Raw genomic sequence first — 18,312 nt, forward strand, 5'->3', positions numbered from 1 at the left:
GCCTAATTTTAAATCCTGAAAATTATGTCAATAATGAAACTGAAATATCTCCTGCTAATCCTAAGCTCTTCTTTTATTTTTGCTCAGAAATCATTTCAGACCCCTTTTGAAAAAGGAAATGGTAATCAAACCGTTACCTATGATGAAATGAATGCCTATTATCAGGATCTGGCCAAAAACTTTAATAGCATCCAATACCTTAAAAAAGGAGAAGATGACAACGGAAAGCCTATTTATGTAGTGGTGTACAATCCTTTTCCTGAAAAAGATCTCGAAAAATTGAGAAAAAACAAAGCAATTTTATTTGTCAACAATGGAATTCACCCTGGAGAACCGGATGGAATTGATGCCACGATGATGCTGATAAGAGATCTGGCAACCCGAAAAATTAAAACTCCGCAAAACTTTATTATTGCTGCTATTTCAGCCTATAATATCAGCGGAATGCTGAATAGAGGTTCTCACTCCAGAGCCAATCAAAACGGCCCGGAACAGTATGGATTCAGAGGAAATGCTAGGAATTATGACCTGAACAGAGACTTTATCAAAGCAGATTCTAAAAATGCAAGAAGCTTCCAGGAAATCTACCAATGGCTGCAACCTGATGTTTTCATAGATAACCATGTCAGTAATGGGGCAGATTACCAATATACGTTTACCTATATTTCAACCTTTAAAGAACGCTTAGGGAATACATTAGGATCCTATTTCTATAATGATTATCAGGCTAAAAATCTTGATGATATGAAAAAACTGGGCTATGAGAGTACTCCTTACGTTAATATTCATGGAGACATTCCGGAAGTTGGTTTCGCTTCGTTCGAAGACTCTCCGAGGTATTCTACAGGATATACCACTCTATTCAATTCTTTAGGAACGGTTCCTGAAACACACATGCTGAAACCTTATGATAAAAGAGTTGATGCTACGTATAAATATATGTTGGTAAACTTACAGAATCTCGATAAAGATTATCAAAAGATAAAACAGCTTCGTATAGAGAATCTTAAACAGTACAAGGCAGGGAAACAATATGGAATCCGGTGGAAAATTGATTCTACAAAGTATACAACTATGGATTTTAAGGGGTATGAAGGTAAATATAAACCAAGCGAAATCTCAGGAAAACCAAGATTGTATTATGACAGAAACAAACCTTTTACAAAAAATATAAAACTTTTTACGACTGCCGTTCCTACAGGATATATTACAATTCCTAAGTATTATGTGATTCCACAGTCACAATACAGGGTTATTGAAGAATTTAAGAGAAACGGAATTCAGTTGAAACCAATTCGAAAGGACAGTACCATCGCTGTTGAATCCTATAAGATCAAAGACTTTAAAACCGTTAAAAACCCTTACGAAGGACATTATCTGCATTACGAAACTATGGTAGATGCTTCCCAAAAAGATCAAATATTTGCCGCAGGGGATTATATTGTTTCTACTGATCAGCCTGGAGTTAAATACATTATAGAAACTCTTGAGCCTGAAGCATTAGATTCCTTTTTTAACTGGAATTTCTTTGATGGTATTCTGGCTCAGAAAGAATATTATTCAGCTTACATCTTTGAAGACACTGCAGCAGAACTGCTAAAAAAAGATCAAAAGTTGAAAGATGCCTTTGAAGCGGCAAAGAAATCAGATCAAAAGTTGTCCGAAGATGGGCAGGCTCAACTGGATTGGGTGTACAGGCATTCTCCTTATTTTGAAGAAAAAACATTCAGGCAGTACCCGGTATACAGAGTTTTGTAAATAAATGATTACGAATGGGTAAGCTAAATAAAAAGACGTTTCATTGAAACGTCTTTTTATTTATTTTGGTAAGCCTCTTTTTAAAGCTATTTCTGCTCTTTTTATAGCCATCTTTTCTTTCCAGTCCATGTATTTCTTCTTGAAATTAGATTTCATAATGTCGTCAAATTTACGTTGTACTGTAAGATTCCATAAAGAATGTGCCTTTACTGCCCATGATTTATCCCAAGCTCTCAATGAGATAGAGAAGGACCCGTCAAGATATTTCATCCAGTGCCACCATCCTGTAGGCATAAATAATGTATCTCCATGTTCAAGGAAGCATTCAATACCTTCTACACCGTCCAATGCCGGAAATTTTGTGAAATCAGGATTTTCAATATCATAATCCTCTAAAGCATAAGTTGCATAAGGGATCTGGTACAATCTTTCTCGCCATTTATAATCAAAAAGAAGAATATGTTTTCTTCCATTGAAGTGAGTATGGAAAATATGCGCCATATCAATATCGAAATGCAGGAAAGTTACAGAACCTTTACCACCGAAGAACATATTCGGGTATTTGTCAAGGAAACCTCCCATCAGTTCTTTTGGAGAAATATAATCTTCCAGAAGTTTTGGGGCATATTTTATGGGGTCAAAAAGGAAAATTCTAAGATCAGTAGGCTCTCTTTGTATAAGGTCTATATAATCACCGAATTTCATTTGAGCTGCAGAAGCATTGATGGGAGCTGAAGGATCTGCCTTTGAACTGTCATATAACGGTACCTCCACATCTCCTACTACCTCCTTCATATATTCCATTGTCCATTTCTGGTAAGCAGGCCACTTTTTTGCCATATTTTTGATGACAACGGGCCTTCTTGGCTTTAGATATTTTTCGAAGAACTCCTCTTTAGAAATATCATCTACAATATCTATAGGCTTTAAAATAATTCCCATTTTGTAAATTTTATGTTACAAAATTATTAAATAAATATTTACGAACCAGTGTTTAAATTTTTTTTTATCTATCATTCAATTTTAATTATATTATTTAGTCTAAATTAAAATTTAATATTTTGAGAATTACTGTTAAAATGTTTATTTTCTTATCAAAACATAAAAATACCCTGACTGAATGACAGGGTAAAAAACACAAAATAGATGAATAAAAATCCATTCTGATGCAAAGATATAACTTTTATTTCACAGTCAATTTTTGCAAAAAGAGGATAAAATAAAGATTTTAAGTTACTTATGTTATTTCAATTCAACGTATAGGGAAATAATTTTGATTTTTATTTTTAAAAAAAGATGATGTAAGAATATTTTTTATTTAAAAAAAATGTTCAACTTTTTTAATAAAATACAAATCCTTTGATTAATAATGTTTTACATCTTAATAAGGTGGAGTGAAGAGCAGTTATAAAACCTTTTATAGATACTTTTCCACCAAATGGTAAAAGAAACTATAATTTCCTTTAATTTCTGTACAAAAAACTAAGGAATAACTATTTTTATAGTGATATAATTTAACTTTTTGGCTAAAAATATATCTTTAAAGAAAGTGTAACGAAAAACAACAATGATTAACTAATTAATCAAATCATGAATATGAAAAAAAATATTTCCTTATTTCTAATGCTTTTTATGGTGGTATTCACCTTCGCACAGAAAACAATTTCTGGAAAAATTACAGATGATGACGGGATAGGTATTCCAAGTGCGAGTGTAACCATAGAAGAACCTGGTAAAGACGCTATTCTTGCTTATGGAATTACCAATTCCAAAGGAGAATATAAAGTTACTTTTACTTCTCCGGAATCCAATGTAGATCTTAAAGTAAAAGCATTCAACCAGAAACCTCTAACAAAGCAAGTAAGCAACAGTGATCAGACCCTGAATTTTAAAATGCAGTCTGAAGCTACGGAAATTAAGGAAGTACAGCTGAAAACCAAGATGATCACGGCAAGAGGAGATACCATTTCCTATGATCTTAAGGCTTTCAACAGTAAAAATGACAGAACACTGGCTGATGTTATGAAAAAGATTCCTGGAATTGAAGTCAATACAGACGGAACCATCTTATACCAGGGAAATGCTATCAACAAATTTTATGTTAATGGGAAAGACCTTATGGAAGGCGGATATGGGACCATCAACAACTCTCTGCCAAAAGATGCTGTACAAAAAGTGGAAGTCCTTGAAAACCACCAGCCGGTAAAAATCCTTCAGGATAAAGTACCCTCAGAGCAGGCTGCCATTAATATTAAGCTTAAGAATTCCGTAACAATGACAGGCCGTGGAGAAGTAGGAACCGGCTTTGGAGAACCTTGGCTTTGGAATGTAAAACTGACTCCCATGTTTTTCGGGCAGAAAAGCCAATGGGTAGTTAATTACAAGACGAATAATATGGGTGAGCAGGTGGAAAATGAAGGGAATATACTTGCTTTTGGAAATAGCTGGGAAGGAAGAAGGGGTAATGTTACCCAAAATAATTGGTTGAGTGTTGAAAATGCTGAAACACCAGATCTTCCGGTAAAAAGATATTTATTGAACAGTGTGCACTATCTTTCGGCCAATTATCTTACCAATATTGATAAGAAAAAGGAATGGGAATTTAAAGCCAACGCTAATTATACAAACAACGCGGTGGAAAGAGAATCAAATACTTCAACTACAGATATTCAGCAAGGAACAAAGTATAATATGAGATTTTTGAATCATTTTTATACAGATAAGTTAAAAGGAGAATTAATCTTTACTAAAAATGCCAAAAAGGGTTTCTTTAAAAATACAACAACATTCTCTCAGTTTTGGAATGCAGACAGAGCCTTAGCGGAGAGAAATGACAAAATAGGATATAGATTTGGGAATGAGGCGCTACAGTCTCCAACATCCTCATTTCAGAACTCCTTGAGTACTATCATCCCTTGGAAAGAAAAAATGGTAAACTTTAAATCTTATATCAGCTATCAGGATGATAAGCAGGTATTGGAAATTACTCCAGCAGATTATTTAAAGTTTCCTTACAAAGCGCCGGATAGTACAAAGTTTTCAACAATTCAATTTATTCCGGGAAGTTCTGTTTTACAAAGTTTTAGAATTAAAAATCTAGATACATCTCATTCCGCAAGCATTAGCTTTTCTGCCAAAGGATGGACATTTACGCCGCAAGTGGGAATTGATTTTTCATCAGATAAATTAACTAGTGATTTTTACGGGATTACCAATAATAATCAACCAGATTTTACCAGTCCAGCTTATGAAAACAATTTAAAATTCACAAGGGTAAACCCATCTGCTTCAGTGGGAATTAATTATAAATCAGAAGCATGGAGCATATTTTCCAGCTTTCCAGTCAATTTTAATAATATAAAAGCAGAAGATCAGTTCAGAAATGTTTCAAAATCTTTAAATAAAGTAACCTTTACGCCTAATATTTTTGCACAATATTCTTTTGCTTCTTTCTTTAAAGCAAGCATGAGTGGAGGAATCACTAATAATTTTGGAGATATACAAACTGCATATGCGGGATATATTTTGACAAGCCCGGGAGGATTTAATCTAATGAATCCTAAAAACCCAATACCTGAGACCACCACTAAAAATGGAGGTATTCGATTGGAGTACAGAAACCCGCTCAATAATCTCTTTTTTAATGTAGGGTATAGATTAAGTGACGCTAAAAACAATTTATTGGCATCAAGTGTTGTCAATGAGTTAGGATTTAGTGTGATTGAATATATCGAACGAGAAAACAAAAGAACAAGCAATAGCTATTATGCAGAAATTGGTAAATATTTTCCAAAATTTAAAACTAATGCTTCTTTTAGTTTCACGAATAGTTTATCAAAATCACAGTTGATAAGAAATGCGGATTTAATTGATAATAAGACCAATGCAAATACACTAGGATTTAAGTTTAATAATACTTATTTCTCGTGGATGAGTATAGATTTTAATGCCACCAAAACCTGGAGTAAGCAGTCAAATGCTTATTTGACGGGAAACCTAGGAAAAGTTGAAGGATATACACACAATTTAAATGTATTTTTCTATCCTTTGGAAGGTCATACGCTTGGGTTCTATTGGGATCAGATCAATTCAAAATTTGGAGACACGAAATTCAATAATGGATTTTTTGACTTATCTTATCAATTTAGTTGGACTAAGAAAAAAGTTGATTTCGAGCTAAAATGGATGAATATTGCAGACAGAAAAGTGTTTGAAAAAGTGAGCGTAAAAGATGCAACGATTCAACAAACAACAATGCAGCTCCGTCCTAGCCAGGTGATGTTTACCGTAAAATTCAACTTTAAATAAATAAAAACCAATCCAGAGCGGATTGGTTTTTTGTTGAGATATAATGATTAATTAAAAAGCCTGATGATCGGCAGAAGGTCCATAACTTCCAGGTAAAGGGATATCATTGATTCTGTAATAAACACCCAATTGCGCTCTGTGGTGGGTAATTTGATTCAAAGCGTGGCGGATAGATTCATACTTAGACCATTTTGCCAGCTCTTCTCCATTGTTTTTCAGGGCCCAGCTTGCAGTAAGATCGTTTTCATTAGCACTTTCAAGGGCTTCTCTTCCAGATTTAAAATTCTGATCCAGAGTTTGAAGGAGGTCAGCCTTTGTAGAAAGTTCTTTAGGCTGATAATCTCCTTTTCCAAAATCAAGTTCTGAAGTGGTGAGCATTGTGTTGGGCCATTCAAAAATTTCAGCGATGTGAGTGGCTAGGGGCAGCATTTTCATGCTTTTTTCATGAGGGGCAAAGTCGTTTTTTCCGTCAGGATAATTTTCAAAGAATCTTCTGGTAGTTTGGTATTCGGCCTCTAACTCATTTTTAAATTGTGATAAAGTATCCATAATATTTTGTTTTTGAGAGGATTAAAGTTATAGCTTTTATCCCTGAAAATGTTTTAAGAGAATCATAATTTTTCCATGCAGGCAGTTATAGGTTGATCAATATTAATTTCTATCCTTGCTTTTCCACATAAAAAAAATGAAAAAAAACTGTAACAAATCTCAAAGAGTGATTACTAATTAATAAAACTTGAGGAATGAAAAAGCTATTTTCAGTATTTCTTATTACACTTTTTGCCTTTGCTTATGCTCAGGAGACTAAAGAAACAGCTAACCGATTCTTTTATGAGCTTACCTTTAAGCCCAAAAAAGATTCTGCAAAGCTGGATAAGCTGATAACAATTTTGGATATTACTCCTAAAAAGTCTATTTATCAGGATTATACCATACCTTCGCAGGATTCTATTATCAGAGTTGCTGTTGAGGAAATGGAGAAAGCCAAAACATGGAAAGATATTTCAAAGCTTATCAGAATGCCTAAGTTTGCTTATAAAATAGTGAAGACTTATCCGGAAATGAAAGAACAATATGTGGATAGAGTAAGCATGAATTTATTTGGATATGATGACCCTATTAAGTTCAACTGGAATATTCAGCCGGAAAAACAAAAAATTGGGGAATATAATACTCAAAAGGCGACTACAGAATATGGAGGAAGAAAATGGACGGCATGGTTTAGCTCAGATATTCCCTTTCAGGATGGCCCTTATAAGTTTTATGGCCTTCCAGGTTTAATCATTAAAATTGAAGATGAGGAGAAGAATTATTCATGGATGTTGAGCGGAAATAAAAAGATTGAAAATTATGAGGAATTGTCCTATTCCGATAAAATCAACGCAAAATATGGTATTTCTAATACCGTGACACCTACCACAAAGGAAAAATTTGAGAAGGCTTACGCCAGTTTTAAACAAGATCCGATGGCCGAAATCAGGCAGAGAGTGACCCCGGAAATGATGAATATGAAGATGCCGGGATCAGATGTAACTATCGGGGACGCCCTTAAAAGACAGGAAAAAATGACGAAAGATTACTTTAACGCGAATGATAACCCTATTGAAAAAGGAGAGTCTTCTTCAGACAAAAAGAAAAAATAAGCATTCATATCAACTAAATTATATTCCGAATCAACCCAGGTACAGTAATGTATTTGGGTTGATTTTTTTATCGGGCTAACGTTATTTAGATTAAATTTAAATAGCGTATATTTGCACTACAAAAAAATAGGGCTTTGAAAGAGAAAGATTTACATAAATTAAGTGGATTTCCTAAAAATAAAATGGGAAAGATATTGGGATATGATAATGACCATCTGAAAATGCCCAATAAAATCATTGAAATGGGACTTCTACCGGAGACTGTTTTCAGGATTTTGTACCAGGCTCCATTCAATGGACCGATGTATGTGGAATTTGGAGCTGAGAAAAGCCGGATTGCTCTTCGTGAGGAAGAAGGAGATTATATCATTGTTGAAGAATTGAATTAATGCAGGCAAACAAGAAAAAACAGATACTTTTAGTCGGAAATCCTAATGTAGGAAAGTCAACGGTTTTTAATGCGCTTTGTAACAAAAAGCAGAAAACCGGAAATTATGCCGGAGTTACCGTAGCAAGTCATTCGGGAAACTATTCTTATAAAAACGAGGATGTTGAAGTTATTGACCTTCCGGGTTCTTACAGTGTATATCCAAGTTCAGAAGATGAAGCTATTTTCTCAAAATACCTTATTGATGAACAAAAGAACTATGCTGGAGTTGTTTATATTCTTGAAGCATTAAGTTTAAAAAGAGGTCTTCTTCTATTCCAGCAGATTCAGGATCTTGGCATCCCGATGATTCTGATCGTTAACCAGATCGATCAGGCGGAAAGAAGAGGGATCACAATAGATGTTCAGAAATTTTCAGAAGCATTAGGGATTAAGATCATTCAAACCAATGCGAAGGAACAGATTGGGATTGATGAAGTGAGGGAAGCTGTTTATAACAATACATTTGTGAAGGCTGATAAAGCCTCTTTTGAAACACCGAACGAACATAAAGATTTTATTCAGAAACTGATCTCTCAAAAAGGGTTTGAGAATGAATATAAGGCCTGGATGAGTCTTTCACTGGGAACAGATCTTGAAAAAATAGATCCCGCAATGGATCAGATCAATGGTTCTGAGGTTAAAAGTTTGGTTCCTAAAAGATTACAGGTTCAGGAGACAGTTAGGAGATATCAGAATGTAGATAAAATACTGGCTAACGTCATTTCCAAACAACCTCAGTTCAAAGAATTGCTGACAGAGAAACTGGATAAAATTTTGGTGCACAAATTCTGGGGATATGTAGTTTTCTTATTGATTTTATTAATAATATTTCAAAGTGTTTTTTTCCTTGCAGAATATCCGATGAATTGGATTGAAGAATTTTTCTCCTGGCTGTCAGCCTTTACAGGTGAGCATCTTCCGGAAGGGCCAATCAATTCACTGATTTCTAACGGGATTGTTCCGGGAATAGGCGGAATTGTAGTCTTTGCACCACAGATTGGTATTTTATTATATTTTCTTTACTTATTGGAAGATTCAGGATATATGGCAAGAGTTGTTTTCCTGATGGATAGGCTTCTTCGTCCGTTTGGATTGAACGGTAAAAGTATTGTGCCTCTTGTTTCAGGAACAGCATGTGCAATTCCGGCAGTGATTTCTACAAGAAATATTGAGAACGTTAAAGAAAGATTACTTACGATATTGGTAACACCTTTTATGACGTGTTCTGCAAGACTTCCGGTATACAGTATTATTATCGGATTAATTATTTCAGAAGGATCGTTCTTAGGAATAAAATATAAAGCTTTGGTTCTGATGGGAATGTACCTTTTAGGGTTCTTAGTGGCTTTATTCTCTGCTGCTATTCTGAAAAGATTCATTAAAGACAAAGGAAAAACATATTTGGTAATGGATCTTCCTGCTTATAAAAAACCACTTTTCGGATATGACCTTAAAATGGTTTTAGGAAAAGTATGGGATTTCATTACCGGAGCAGGAAAAATAATCTTCATTGTAAGTATTATTATCTGGGTTTTAAGTTATTTCGGGCCAAAACAGCAGCCGAATGAGTTTGTAGCTTCAGATGTTCACTTAGATCATTCTTATCTGGCTAAAATGGGGAAAGGAATAGAACCGCTGATCGCTCCGCTGGGTTACGATTGGAAAATGGGAGTAGGAATTCTGACCAGCTTTGTAGCAAGAGAAGTATTCGTAGGTACTATGTCAACGTTGTATAGCCTTGAAGATGATGCTCCGGAAGTAAAAGTAATTGATAAAATGAGAAGAGATGTAAAACCAAACGGAGAAAAAGTCTTCAGTTTTGCAACCGGAATTTCCGTTCTTCTGTTTTACGCGTTTGCAATGCAGTGTGTATCTACACTGGCAGTAGTCTATAGAGAAACCAAAAGCTGGAAATGGACAGGCTTTCAGGTAGCTATGATGACTGGTTTGGCATATTTTGTGTCGATGATAGTATATCAAATTTTAAAATAATGGATTCTTCATTAATTATTCAGTATGTACTTATTGCTTTATTGGTAGCATTTGCATGCTATTCTTTATTCAAAGTACTTAAAAAGAATTTTGCTCCTAAAAAATTCAGCTCCAAAAGATCAAGCTGCGATAAAGATTGCGGTTGTTCTTAATACAAAACTCAATGGATAATTGAAAAAAATGTAGTATTTTCATTTTTTTAATTTAAAATATCCAGATTGAGTCTTACTAAAGGAATATTTGCTGTATCGGTTTTACTGTTGGCCATCCCGGTCAATGCACAAAGAGATACCACAGATATTAAATCTTACGCTGATCAGGTAATGATTCGTGCCAATCTGGATACCAATATTGAAAGTTATATTTTTACAGAAGGCGAAGAAGGAAACGAAAAGAAACAGATCTTTTCTATCAATAATAAAACAAAAGTTTCCTTTTCGATAGATTATAAGATCATAAGTGCTACCATATCCTTTGCTCCTCGATTTTTTGATGGAAATAATGACAACGACCTGAAAGGGAATAGTTCTTATACAGACTTTAGTGTCAGATTTTTTCCTAATAGATTGATCCAGAATCTTTATTACAAAAATGTAAAGGGCTTTTATATTGAAAATATGAAAGAAATCTTTCCTGATTGGAAAGAAGGAGATCCTTATATGCAATTCCCGGATTTAAGAGTACAAAGCTTTGGAGGCTCTACCGCCTATATTCTGAATAAAAACTTTTCCGCAAGAAGTATTTACACTCAGGGTGAATGGCAAAAGAAAAGCAGTGGCAGCTGGGTTCCGTTTCTGGATTATGACCTTACGATTTTAAGAAATAAAATAGAAGATCAGAAAGCCAAGGAAACACAGTATAAATTAGGAGCCAATATGGGCTACTTCTACAATTGGGTGCTCGGAAAAAATGTAAATATTGCCCCTTACCTGGCTCTCGGACTCGGAGGAAAATTTTCAACGTATCGCGATGTTTTTGGAGATGGATCTGTAAAGAATGTACAGTATCTGACTTTAAGAATGGAAGGCGGGCTTCACATAGGGTACAATACTGATCGGTTTTTATTCGGTGGAAAAATGAATTTCAGTGCCTATGCTTATAATCAAACAAGGAATCAGGCTGTACAGAACAATAGCGTATATGGTTTACTGTACATAGGCTATCGTTTTGCGCCTCCGAGAGTTGTAGCGAATACCTATGATAAAATTCAAAAAAAGATTCCCGTTTTATAAGGACACTGTCTTTTTAAGTATCTTTGTTTCTCATAAATTATTACACTAATCAATAAGAAATAAAACAGAATGTCGTTAATAAAATCTATTTCGGGAATCCGAGGAACCATAGGTGGAAAAGTAAATGATAACTTGACACCATTAGATGTGGTAAAATTCGCTTCCGCATTCGGAACATGGCTTCAGAATAATAAAAATAAAAAAGACTTAACGTTGGTCATCGGAAGAGATGCCAGAATCTCAGGACAAATGGTTTCTTCACTGGTAACAGCAACATTACAAGGACTAGGAATCAATGTGATTGATCTGGGCCTATCCACAACTCCTACCGTTGAAATAATGGTTCCAGAGTTAAAAGCTGATGGAGGAATTATCCTTACCGCATCCCACAATCCAAAACAATGGAATGCGCTTAAGCTTTTAAACGAAAAAGGAGAATTTATCACCGGTGAAAATGGTGCAGATGTACTTGCTTTAGCAGAAAGCGAAGACTTCAACTATGCAGAAGTAGATTATCTTGGAAAATATGAAATCAGAGAAGATGCTTTTGACATTCATATTCAACAAATCCTTGATTTACCAATGGTAGATGTTGAGGCGATCAAAGCTAAAAATTTTAAAGTGGTGTTGGATGCTGTAAACTCTACAGGAGGAATTGCTATTCCAATGTTATTAGATAAATTAGGTTGTGAAACAGTTAAATTGTACTGTGAGCCAACCGGCCATTTTCCGCATAATCCTGAACCGTTAAAAGAGCACTTAGGAGATATCTGCGAATTGGTAAAAAAAGAAAGCGCAGATCTTGGAGTGGTAGTAGACCCGGATGTAGACAGATTGGCTCTTATTGATGAAAAAGGAGAAATGTTCGGTGAAGAATATACATTGGTAGCCGTTGCAGATTATCTGCTAAAACATAAAAAAGGAGCAGCAATTTCTAACCTTTCTTCAAGCCGTGCATTGAGAGACGTTGCGCAGTCTCACGATTCAGAATACTTTGCAAGTGCTGTAGGAGAGGTAAACGTGGTAACCTTAATGAAAGAGAAAAATGCTGTAATCGGAGGCGAAGGTAATGGTGGAATTATCTATCCTGATCTTCATTACGGAAGAGACTCTTTAGTAGGTGTTGCCTTATTCCTTACCCATCTGGCAAAAGAAAATAAAACGGTTTCCGAATTGAGAGCTGGATATCCAAGCTATTTCATGGGTAAAAAGAAAATAGAACTGACTCCAGAGATCGATGTGGATGCTATTTTAACCAAAATGGAGAAAGAATATGAGAACGAAGAGGTTTCTACTGTAGACGGGGTGAAAATAGACTTCGAAAACAATTGGGTGCATCTTAGAAAATCCAATACAGAGCCGATTATCAGAATTTATACAGAAGCAAAATCTCAGGAAGAAGCTGATAGATTAGGAGATGATATCATCGCTAAGATTAAAAGTTTAATTTAAATAATGCATAAGAACGGACTTGCTCCGTTCTTTTTTTATACCTGTATGTTTGAGCATATCAAAAACAAATTTCCCTTTTCCAAACAGAAGTGGAGAAAATTCCTAGGCTGCTTTGAGCGGATAGAAGTTCCTGCCAAAACCTTACTTTTAAATGAAGGTGAGGTTTCCAATAATGCTTTTTATCTGGAAAAAGGAATTGTAAGAGCGTGGTATAATAATGATGGTAAAGACGTTACTTTTCAGTTTTTCCTTGAGAACACCATGTTTTCTTCTCTTGAGAGCTTTAAAAAAGGCCTACCCAGTATGGTCTCCTTTGAAACAGTAGAAGCCTGTGTTTTATATAAAATAAAAAAACCGGACGTAGAAGCATTTCTGGAAGAGATCTATGAAAGTCCAGAAATGAGAACATTTTTTATGGATGCTCTTTTTGAAAGAATCTTCGACTATATGAAACATTTCTTTTCCTTTATAAAAGATACTCCCCAACAGCGATATATAAATCTTGCAGAAAAAAAACCGGAAATCATTAAAAGAGTTCCCCAGCATTATATTGCATCTTATTTAGGAATTACAACAGTGCACCTCAGTCGGATTAAAAGTAAAATATTGAAAGAAAAGCTTTCTTAGGCTGGAAGATGGAGGCTGGAAGACAGAAGTTTCTGGCAGTCGAGATTCAACGGCTGTCCAAATAAATTATTTTTTATTACAACAGATGCAATGAATTTTCAAAATAATACTTAAAAAACGTTCGTAAATGCGGTTCACTCAGCAATGAAACGTATTCTTAGCTGAACGAAGTGCCCTTGCGCCCGAAAAAAATAAGACGCAAAATAATCATCTTGCGAACCTTGCGTTTTTAATCCTTTCATTAGTATAACGGCTTACAATAACTTCCATCCTCCCGCTTCCATCTTCCCTCCTAATTGATAACAAATGTTATCGCCCTGCTATTTTCCTCTCCATAATTTTGTATAAAAATTTAAAATAATGAAAGCAGCAGTAGTATTTGAAAAAGGAAGCACTCCCCAATATGCCGATTTTTCCGAGCCGGAACTATCAAATGAAAACGAAGTATTGGTCACTGTAAAGGCCGCATCCATCAAAAATCTTGATAAGGCAAGAGCCAGCGGGAAACATTATTCTACAGAAAATGAAGTTCATCAGCCAGCCGTTGTAGGTTCCGATGGAGTAGGATATCTTGAAGACGGATCAAAAGTTTATTTTTTCAGCAAGAAAGGAACTGTTGCAGAAAAAGCAATTGCCAATCCGCAAATGATGGTACCCATTCCCGAAGGGTTGGATTTTTCTACAGCTGCAGCTCTTCCCAATGCAGTAATGGGATCCGCAATGGCATTAAAATTTAAAGCAGGGATACAGCCGGGTAATGTTGTTCTCGTTAATGGAGCAACTGGAATTACAGGTAGAATTGCTGTACAGATTGCGAAAGTGTATGGAGCTAAAAAGATTATTGTTACAGGAAGAAACGGGGAATCTCTGCGGGCACTCCGTGAGCTGGGAGCGGATGAAGCTGTCTCTTTACAGTTAAATGACGAAGATTTTAAAAATAGAATAAAGGAAATTCATGCTGAAAGTCCCATCGATATTATTATTGATTATATCTGGGGACATTCTGTAGAAATGATTTTATCTGCATTGAAAGGAGACGGAACATTTTCCCATAAAACAAAACTGATTACTATTGGCGGGATGAGCAGTGATACCGTTCAGCTGTCTTCGCAGATTCTCAGAGCAACAGATATTCAGATTTCGGGATCAGGCTTAGGAAGCTGGACGAAGGAAGAATCAGCATTATTATTTTCAGAAATTATTCCTGAGATATTCCAGGCCGCTGTGGAAGGAAAAATTAAAATAGAAACAGAAGAGGCTGATATAAAAAATATCGAAACGGTATGGAATACTGAGATACAAAGTGGAAAAAGGCTCGTAATAAAAATTTAACCCCAATTTCTGTTTTTTTATCCACAATTCTTTTATCGGTTTTCTTTTTTTACTATTTTTATAATAGAAATTTATGAAATGGATATTTCAAAAAAAAGTTGCAACTTTGCATAAATATTTGAATATCAGTTTCAGATATATTATTAATTAATAAAGTTTGCCGAGGTCTGCAAGTAAATTCAGGCATTGGGCCGACGGAGAGGACACTATTGGAAGAGTATTTTGGAAATGAACTTGTAAAAAAGTTCGAAGAAATGATGGAAAACAATGACGAATTCTACTTCGATACCGAGGAGTTGGAAGATATCATTGTTTATTATTTGGAGCTTGGTGATTTTAATTACGCTGATATGGCGGTTAATTATGGACTGAAGCTTCACCCCAATTCATTAGATATCAAGATCAAAAGACTTGAAATTCTTCTGGAATGGGAAGAATACAATGCGGCGAAAGACCTTATCGACGAGCTGAAAGGTTCCTCTATGGAGAATACAGACTTTTTAGTTTGTTACGCCAAGTATTATTCGAACCTGGGTAATCCTAGAAAATCCATTGAAATCTGTAAAAAAGCCCTTACGTTGGAGGAAGAAGAAAACTTCCTTCACAACTTTATTGCAGATGAATATGTAAATCTCGGAGATCCCTTTAACGCTCTTAAGCATTACAGAAAAGCACTTAAAGAAGATCCGGCTGATGAATATTCGCTGGAAAATGCAATGGTGTGCTTTAGTGATCTGAATAAGAGTGAGGAGGCAATTGCCTTTCTTAATGAATATTTAGATGAATTCCCTTATTCTGAAACCGCTTGGTTTGAATATGGACAATTCTATTTCAACAGGAAGAACTTCGATGAAGCGATAAAAGGATATGACTATTTATTAGCGATCAATTCAAATTCTGTAGGAGTATATGCCAATAAAGCAGCTTGTTATGAAGCTTTGGGGCAATACCAAAAAGCGATTGATACTTATGAGGAAATGCTTGAACTGGAATATACCAAAGCATTTACTTTCTATAAAATCGGATTGTGTAATAAAGCTTTAAAGCAGCCTATTTTGGCTTTAAACTCATTTCAGAAGTCGTTGAGAGAAGATCCTCAGTTTTATCTGGCAATGATGGAGCAGTCTTATCTATATGAAGAAATGGGCGGAATGTCTGAAGCCCTTCATTTTGCTAAAGAAGCCACTCAGTTGAATGAAAATAATCTTGATTATCAAAAAAGATTAGCATTCCTGTTCATTGATTCCGGCAAATTTGAAGAAAGCCTTTCATGCCTTAAAAAGCTTGTAGATGCTGAGCCATCAAGATTTTACAACTGGTACGCATACTCAGAAGTTCTGATGCTTGTAGGAGAATATGAAGATGCCGTAACAGTTTTAAATGCAGCCATTAAACACCACAACAGAGCAGAATTGTTTTACCAGTTAAGCAACTGTTTTTTCAATCTGAAAGATCAGGAGAAAGGAATAGAATCGCTTCAGAAAGCTTTAGAACTGGATCCGTCTTTAGCTAAGGATATGCAGAAAAAATATCCTTTTATTAAAGATGAAGTGAAAAAAGTAAAAGCAAACAAAGTAAAGAAAAAGAACTAAATATTATCTTAAATAATAATGAAAACCTGTAGAAATACAGGTTTTTTTATTGATAAAGAGATTGGTAAATTCAAAGTAAAAATAAGGCATGAAGAGACCAAAATAATCTTACTTCTCCGAATGGAAGTGTGGTTGTTTTAATCTAAAAAGCCGTGGGGGAGTATAAAATTAGATGGACATTTTTCGTGCGCAAGGGTACTCAGTTTCAGTAAAGAATGCGAGCACCGCTGAGTGAAACGCCTTTGCGAACATTTTGTAAGCAATATTTTTTTAATTCTCCGAGAGCTCTGTGTTAAAATAATAATACTGAAATATTGATTAGAAAATAATCAATGAATTGTATACGATTAAAATAAACCTTCAGCCTCCTTCTTCCAGCCTCCTATTTTTTTGGATTGCTTCTTAAAAAGATCAACCCCGCAATAATAATTCCTGCACCAATAAATTGCATAATCGTTAGTTTTTCCCCATCAATGAGCCCCCAAATAATTGCTACAATAGGCATGATAAGCGTAACCGTTGAGGCGAAAAGAGGAGTAGATACTTTCAATAATCGATAATTCATGGTCATGGCAAGCCCGGTTCCAAAAATGGAAAGCAAACTTACAAACATAAGCCCAAGCATATTGTTTTTTGAAAAGCTAAATTCAGAAAAGAATCCGGTACTTGTGAGGGCAATTATGGAGGGAAAAATTAAAACAAACGAAAATATAAAAGATGATAAAACGACTGAAGAAACCTCCATCAATTTTGATTTTACCGTAGTTGTACTCAAAGCGTAGCATAAGGTAGCCAGCAATAACAATAGGATGGGAATCAATTTGAATGTGGCGCTGTCACCACCACCAAAAGCCAGAATACAGACTCCTGTAAAGCTTATCAGTGTTCCTATAATCTGTTTCTTCGTGGTTTCAAATTTCCATACCAAAGCGCCTACAATAATAACAAAAATAGGCATCATAGAGTTGATGATCCCTGCGATGCTGCTGCTTACTTCTGTCTCTGCAATAGGAAACAGGAACATAGGAATAAAATTTCCGGTAAATGCAGCCAAAATAAGCCACTTTAAATGTTTTTTCGGAAAAAGTTTATAATTGGAAATGGCAACCGGAAGTAAAATAATCCCAGCAATAAGAACTCTCAGAGATCCTACCTGGCAAGGATTGAAATGATCCAGTGATTTTTTGATCAAAATAAAAGAAGACCCCCAAATAATACTTAGGGTGGCCAGAAGAAGCCATTTTTCTTTATCTGCGTTCATTGTTTTCGTGTAGGATTTTTAAAAATTCTTTCTTGGGAATCATTTTAGCGCCCAGACTTTCCAAATGTTCAGTATGAGACTGGCAGTCAATTAATTCTAATTGGTCTTTATTGCTTTCTACAAAATGAATAAATCCTGCTTTGGAAGCATTGCTCACCTTGGCAAACATACTTTCACCACAGAAAACATTTCCAATCTGTAACCCATAAAAACCACCTACAAGTTCTCCGCTCTGCCATACTTCAATGCTTCTGGCAAGACCATATTCATGAAGCTTGATGAATGAATTCATCAGTTCATCAGAAAGCCAGGTGCCGGTTTGGCCTTTTCGTTCAGCCTGTTGGCAGTTTTTGATGACCTCCCTGAAATTTTTATTCTCTGAAAAAGTAAAAACATTCCTGTTTAAGATTTTTCTCATCGATTTGGAAACCTTTATTTCATCAGGGATTAAAATAAATCTAGGATCCGGGCTCCACCATAAGATTTCTTCTCCCGGGTTATACCAGGGAAAGATACCCAATTGATAAGCAAACCAAATACGTTCTACAGACAGATCTCCACCAAAGGCAATCAGCCCGTCATGCCCATCATACACTTCCGGATCGGGAAATGAAATCTCGTTTTCGTCTAGTCGGACCATTTTTTAGAAAAAAAATCCTACTTTTAGGAAAGCAGGATTTATATT

At 35.3% G+C, this 18,312-nt stretch carries 15 protein-coding genes; 11 read left to right on the top strand and 4 right to left on the bottom strand.

Features of this window, described 5'->3' with window-relative positions; translation table 11 throughout:
- Positions 1–33 precede the first annotated feature (33 nt).
- Positions 34–1,758: a M14 family metallopeptidase gene (locus tag AC3HD6_RS07925; protein WP_488895945.1), complete on the top strand. Its 1,725-nt coding sequence runs from the start codon at positions 34–36 to the stop codon at positions 1,756–1,758.
- Between the two features lie 60 nt (positions 1,759–1,818).
- On the opposite strand, the gene AC3HD6_RS07930 is transcribed toward AC3HD6_RS07925, so the two are convergent.
- Entirely contained in the window at positions 1,819–2,700 is an 882-nt protein-coding gene (locus AC3HD6_RS07930) for a cupin-like domain-containing protein (protein WP_488895850.1), read from the bottom strand.
- 654 nt (positions 2,701–3,354) lie between these two features.
- Here AC3HD6_RS07930 and AC3HD6_RS07935 point away from each other — a divergent pair.
- Positions 3,355–6,066, top strand: coding sequence for a carboxypeptidase regulatory-like domain-containing protein (locus AC3HD6_RS07935; protein WP_488895851.1), 2,712 nt, complete (start codon positions 3,355–3,357; stop codon positions 6,064–6,066).
- Between the two features lie 51 nt (positions 6,067–6,117).
- On the opposite strand, the gene AC3HD6_RS07940 is transcribed toward AC3HD6_RS07935, so the two are convergent.
- Positions 6,118–6,615 (bottom strand): DinB family protein, encoded by a 498-nt coding sequence (locus AC3HD6_RS07940; RefSeq protein WP_488895852.1) that lies wholly within the window; start codon positions 6,613–6,615, stop codon positions 6,118–6,120.
- A 194-nt stretch (positions 6,616–6,809) separates the two neighbouring features.
- On the opposite strand from AC3HD6_RS07940, the gene AC3HD6_RS07945 reads away from it, so the two are divergent.
- From AC3HD6_RS07945 to AC3HD6_RS07985, 9 genes are all read left to right on the top strand, one after another.
- The gene (locus AC3HD6_RS07945; protein ID WP_488895853.1) at positions 6,810–7,709 is read left to right on the top strand and encodes a GLPGLI family protein; all 900 of its coding nucleotides are present in this window, start codon (positions 6,810–6,812) and stop codon (positions 7,707–7,709) included.
- Between the two features lie 134 nt (positions 7,710–7,843).
- Positions 7,844–8,098 (top strand): FeoA family protein, encoded by a 255-nt coding sequence (locus AC3HD6_RS07950; RefSeq protein ID WP_082811058.1) that lies wholly within the window; start codon positions 7,844–7,846, stop codon positions 8,096–8,098.
- Complete coding sequence (gene feoB / locus AC3HD6_RS07955) at positions 8,098–10,131, top strand: ferrous iron transport protein B (protein WP_488895854.1); 2,034 nt, start codon at positions 8,098–8,100, stop codon at positions 10,129–10,131. The genes AC3HD6_RS07950 and feoB overlap by 1 nt, the downstream gene beginning before the upstream one ends.
- Complete coding sequence (locus AC3HD6_RS07960; protein WP_167386964.1) at positions 10,131–10,283, top strand: hypothetical protein; 153 nt, start codon at positions 10,131–10,133, stop codon at positions 10,281–10,283. Before feoB ends, AC3HD6_RS07960 begins: the two co-directional genes overlap by 1 nt.
- Before the next feature lie 66 nt (positions 10,284–10,349).
- On the top strand, positions 10,350–11,363 hold the full coding sequence (locus AC3HD6_RS07965) for a DUF4421 family protein (RefSeq protein ID WP_488895855.1): 1,014 nt from the start codon (positions 10,350–10,352) through the stop codon (positions 11,361–11,363).
- 69 nt (positions 11,364–11,432) lie between these two features.
- Positions 11,433–12,815 (top strand): phosphoglucosamine mutase, encoded by a 1,383-nt coding sequence (gene glmM, locus AC3HD6_RS07970; RefSeq protein ID WP_488895856.1) that lies wholly within the window; start codon positions 11,433–11,435, stop codon positions 12,813–12,815.
- Between the two features lie 3 nt (positions 12,816–12,818).
- Complete coding sequence (locus tag AC3HD6_RS07975) at positions 12,819–13,442, top strand: Crp/Fnr family transcriptional regulator (protein ID WP_488895857.1); 624 nt, start codon at positions 12,819–12,821, stop codon at positions 13,440–13,442.
- Between the two features lie 360 nt (positions 13,443–13,802).
- Positions 13,803–14,774, top strand: a complete 972-nt coding sequence (locus AC3HD6_RS07980; protein WP_488895858.1) for a quinone oxidoreductase family protein — start codon at positions 13,803–13,805, stop codon at positions 14,772–14,774.
- 209 nt (positions 14,775–14,983) lie between these two features.
- Entirely contained in the window at positions 14,984–16,366 is a 1,383-nt protein-coding gene (locus AC3HD6_RS07985; RefSeq protein ID WP_488895859.1) for a tetratricopeptide repeat protein, read from the top strand.
- Positions 16,367–16,748: 382 nt separating this feature from the next.
- Here the strand turns inward: AC3HD6_RS07985 and AC3HD6_RS07990 are convergent, their stop codons facing one another.
- Both AC3HD6_RS07990 and aat read right to left on the bottom strand, forming a co-directional pair.
- Positions 16,749–17,627: a DMT family transporter gene (locus AC3HD6_RS07990; protein ID WP_488895860.1), complete on the bottom strand. Its 879-nt coding sequence runs from the start codon at positions 17,625–17,627 to the stop codon at positions 16,749–16,751.
- Positions 17,614–18,267 carry a leucyl/phenylalanyl-tRNA--protein transferase gene (gene aat / locus AC3HD6_RS07995; protein ID WP_068941288.1) on the bottom strand — a complete coding sequence of 218 codons (654 nt, stop codon included), beginning with the start codon at positions 18,265–18,267 and terminating at the stop codon, positions 17,614–17,616. The genes AC3HD6_RS07990 and aat overlap by 14 nt, the downstream gene beginning before the upstream one ends.
- Positions 18,268–18,312: the final 45 nt, after the last annotated feature.

This window comes from Chryseobacterium sp. II3a, assembly GCF_057815135.1.

What these genes read in the sequence shown, in the direction of transcription:
- AC3HD6_RS07935 (WP_488895851.1), top strand. Translation starts at nt 3,355, where the DNA reads ATGAAAAAAAATATTTCCTTATTTCTAATGCTTTTTATGGTGGTATTC.
- glmM (WP_488895856.1), top strand. Translation starts at nt 11,433, where the DNA reads ATGTCGTTAATAAAATCTATTTCGGGAATCCGAGGAACCATAGGTGGA.
- aat (WP_068941288.1), bottom strand. Translation starts at nt 18,267, where the DNA reads ATGGTCCGACTAGACGAAAACGAGATTTCATTTCCCGATCCGGAAGTG.
- AC3HD6_RS07945 (WP_488895853.1), top strand. Translation starts at nt 6,810, where the DNA reads ATGAAAAAGCTATTTTCAGTATTTCTTATTACACTTTTTGCCTTTGCT.
- AC3HD6_RS07980 (WP_488895858.1), top strand. Translation starts at nt 13,803, where the DNA reads ATGAAAGCAGCAGTAGTATTTGAAAAAGGAAGCACTCCCCAATATGCC.
- AC3HD6_RS07930 (WP_488895850.1), bottom strand. Translation starts at nt 2,700, where the DNA reads ATGGGAATTATTTTAAAGCCTATAGATATTGTAGATGATATTTCTAAA.
- feoB (WP_488895854.1), top strand. Translation starts at nt 8,098, where the DNA reads ATGCAGGCAAACAAGAAAAAACAGATACTTTTAGTCGGAAATCCTAAT.
- AC3HD6_RS07940 (WP_488895852.1), bottom strand. Translation starts at nt 6,615, where the DNA reads ATGGATACTTTATCACAATTTAAAAATGAGTTAGAGGCCGAATACCAA.
- AC3HD6_RS07925 (WP_488895945.1), top strand. Translation starts at nt 34, where the DNA reads ATGAAACTGAAATATCTCCTGCTAATCCTAAGCTCTTCTTTTATTTTT.
- AC3HD6_RS07975 (WP_488895857.1), top strand. Translation starts at nt 12,819, where the DNA reads ATGCATAAGAACGGACTTGCTCCGTTCTTTTTTTATACCTGTATGTTT.
- AC3HD6_RS07990 (WP_488895860.1), bottom strand. Translation starts at nt 17,627, where the DNA reads ATGAACGCAGATAAAGAAAAATGGCTTCTTCTGGCCACCCTAAGTATT.
- AC3HD6_RS07960 (WP_167386964.1), top strand. Translation starts at nt 10,131, where the DNA reads ATGGATTCTTCATTAATTATTCAGTATGTACTTATTGCTTTATTGGTA.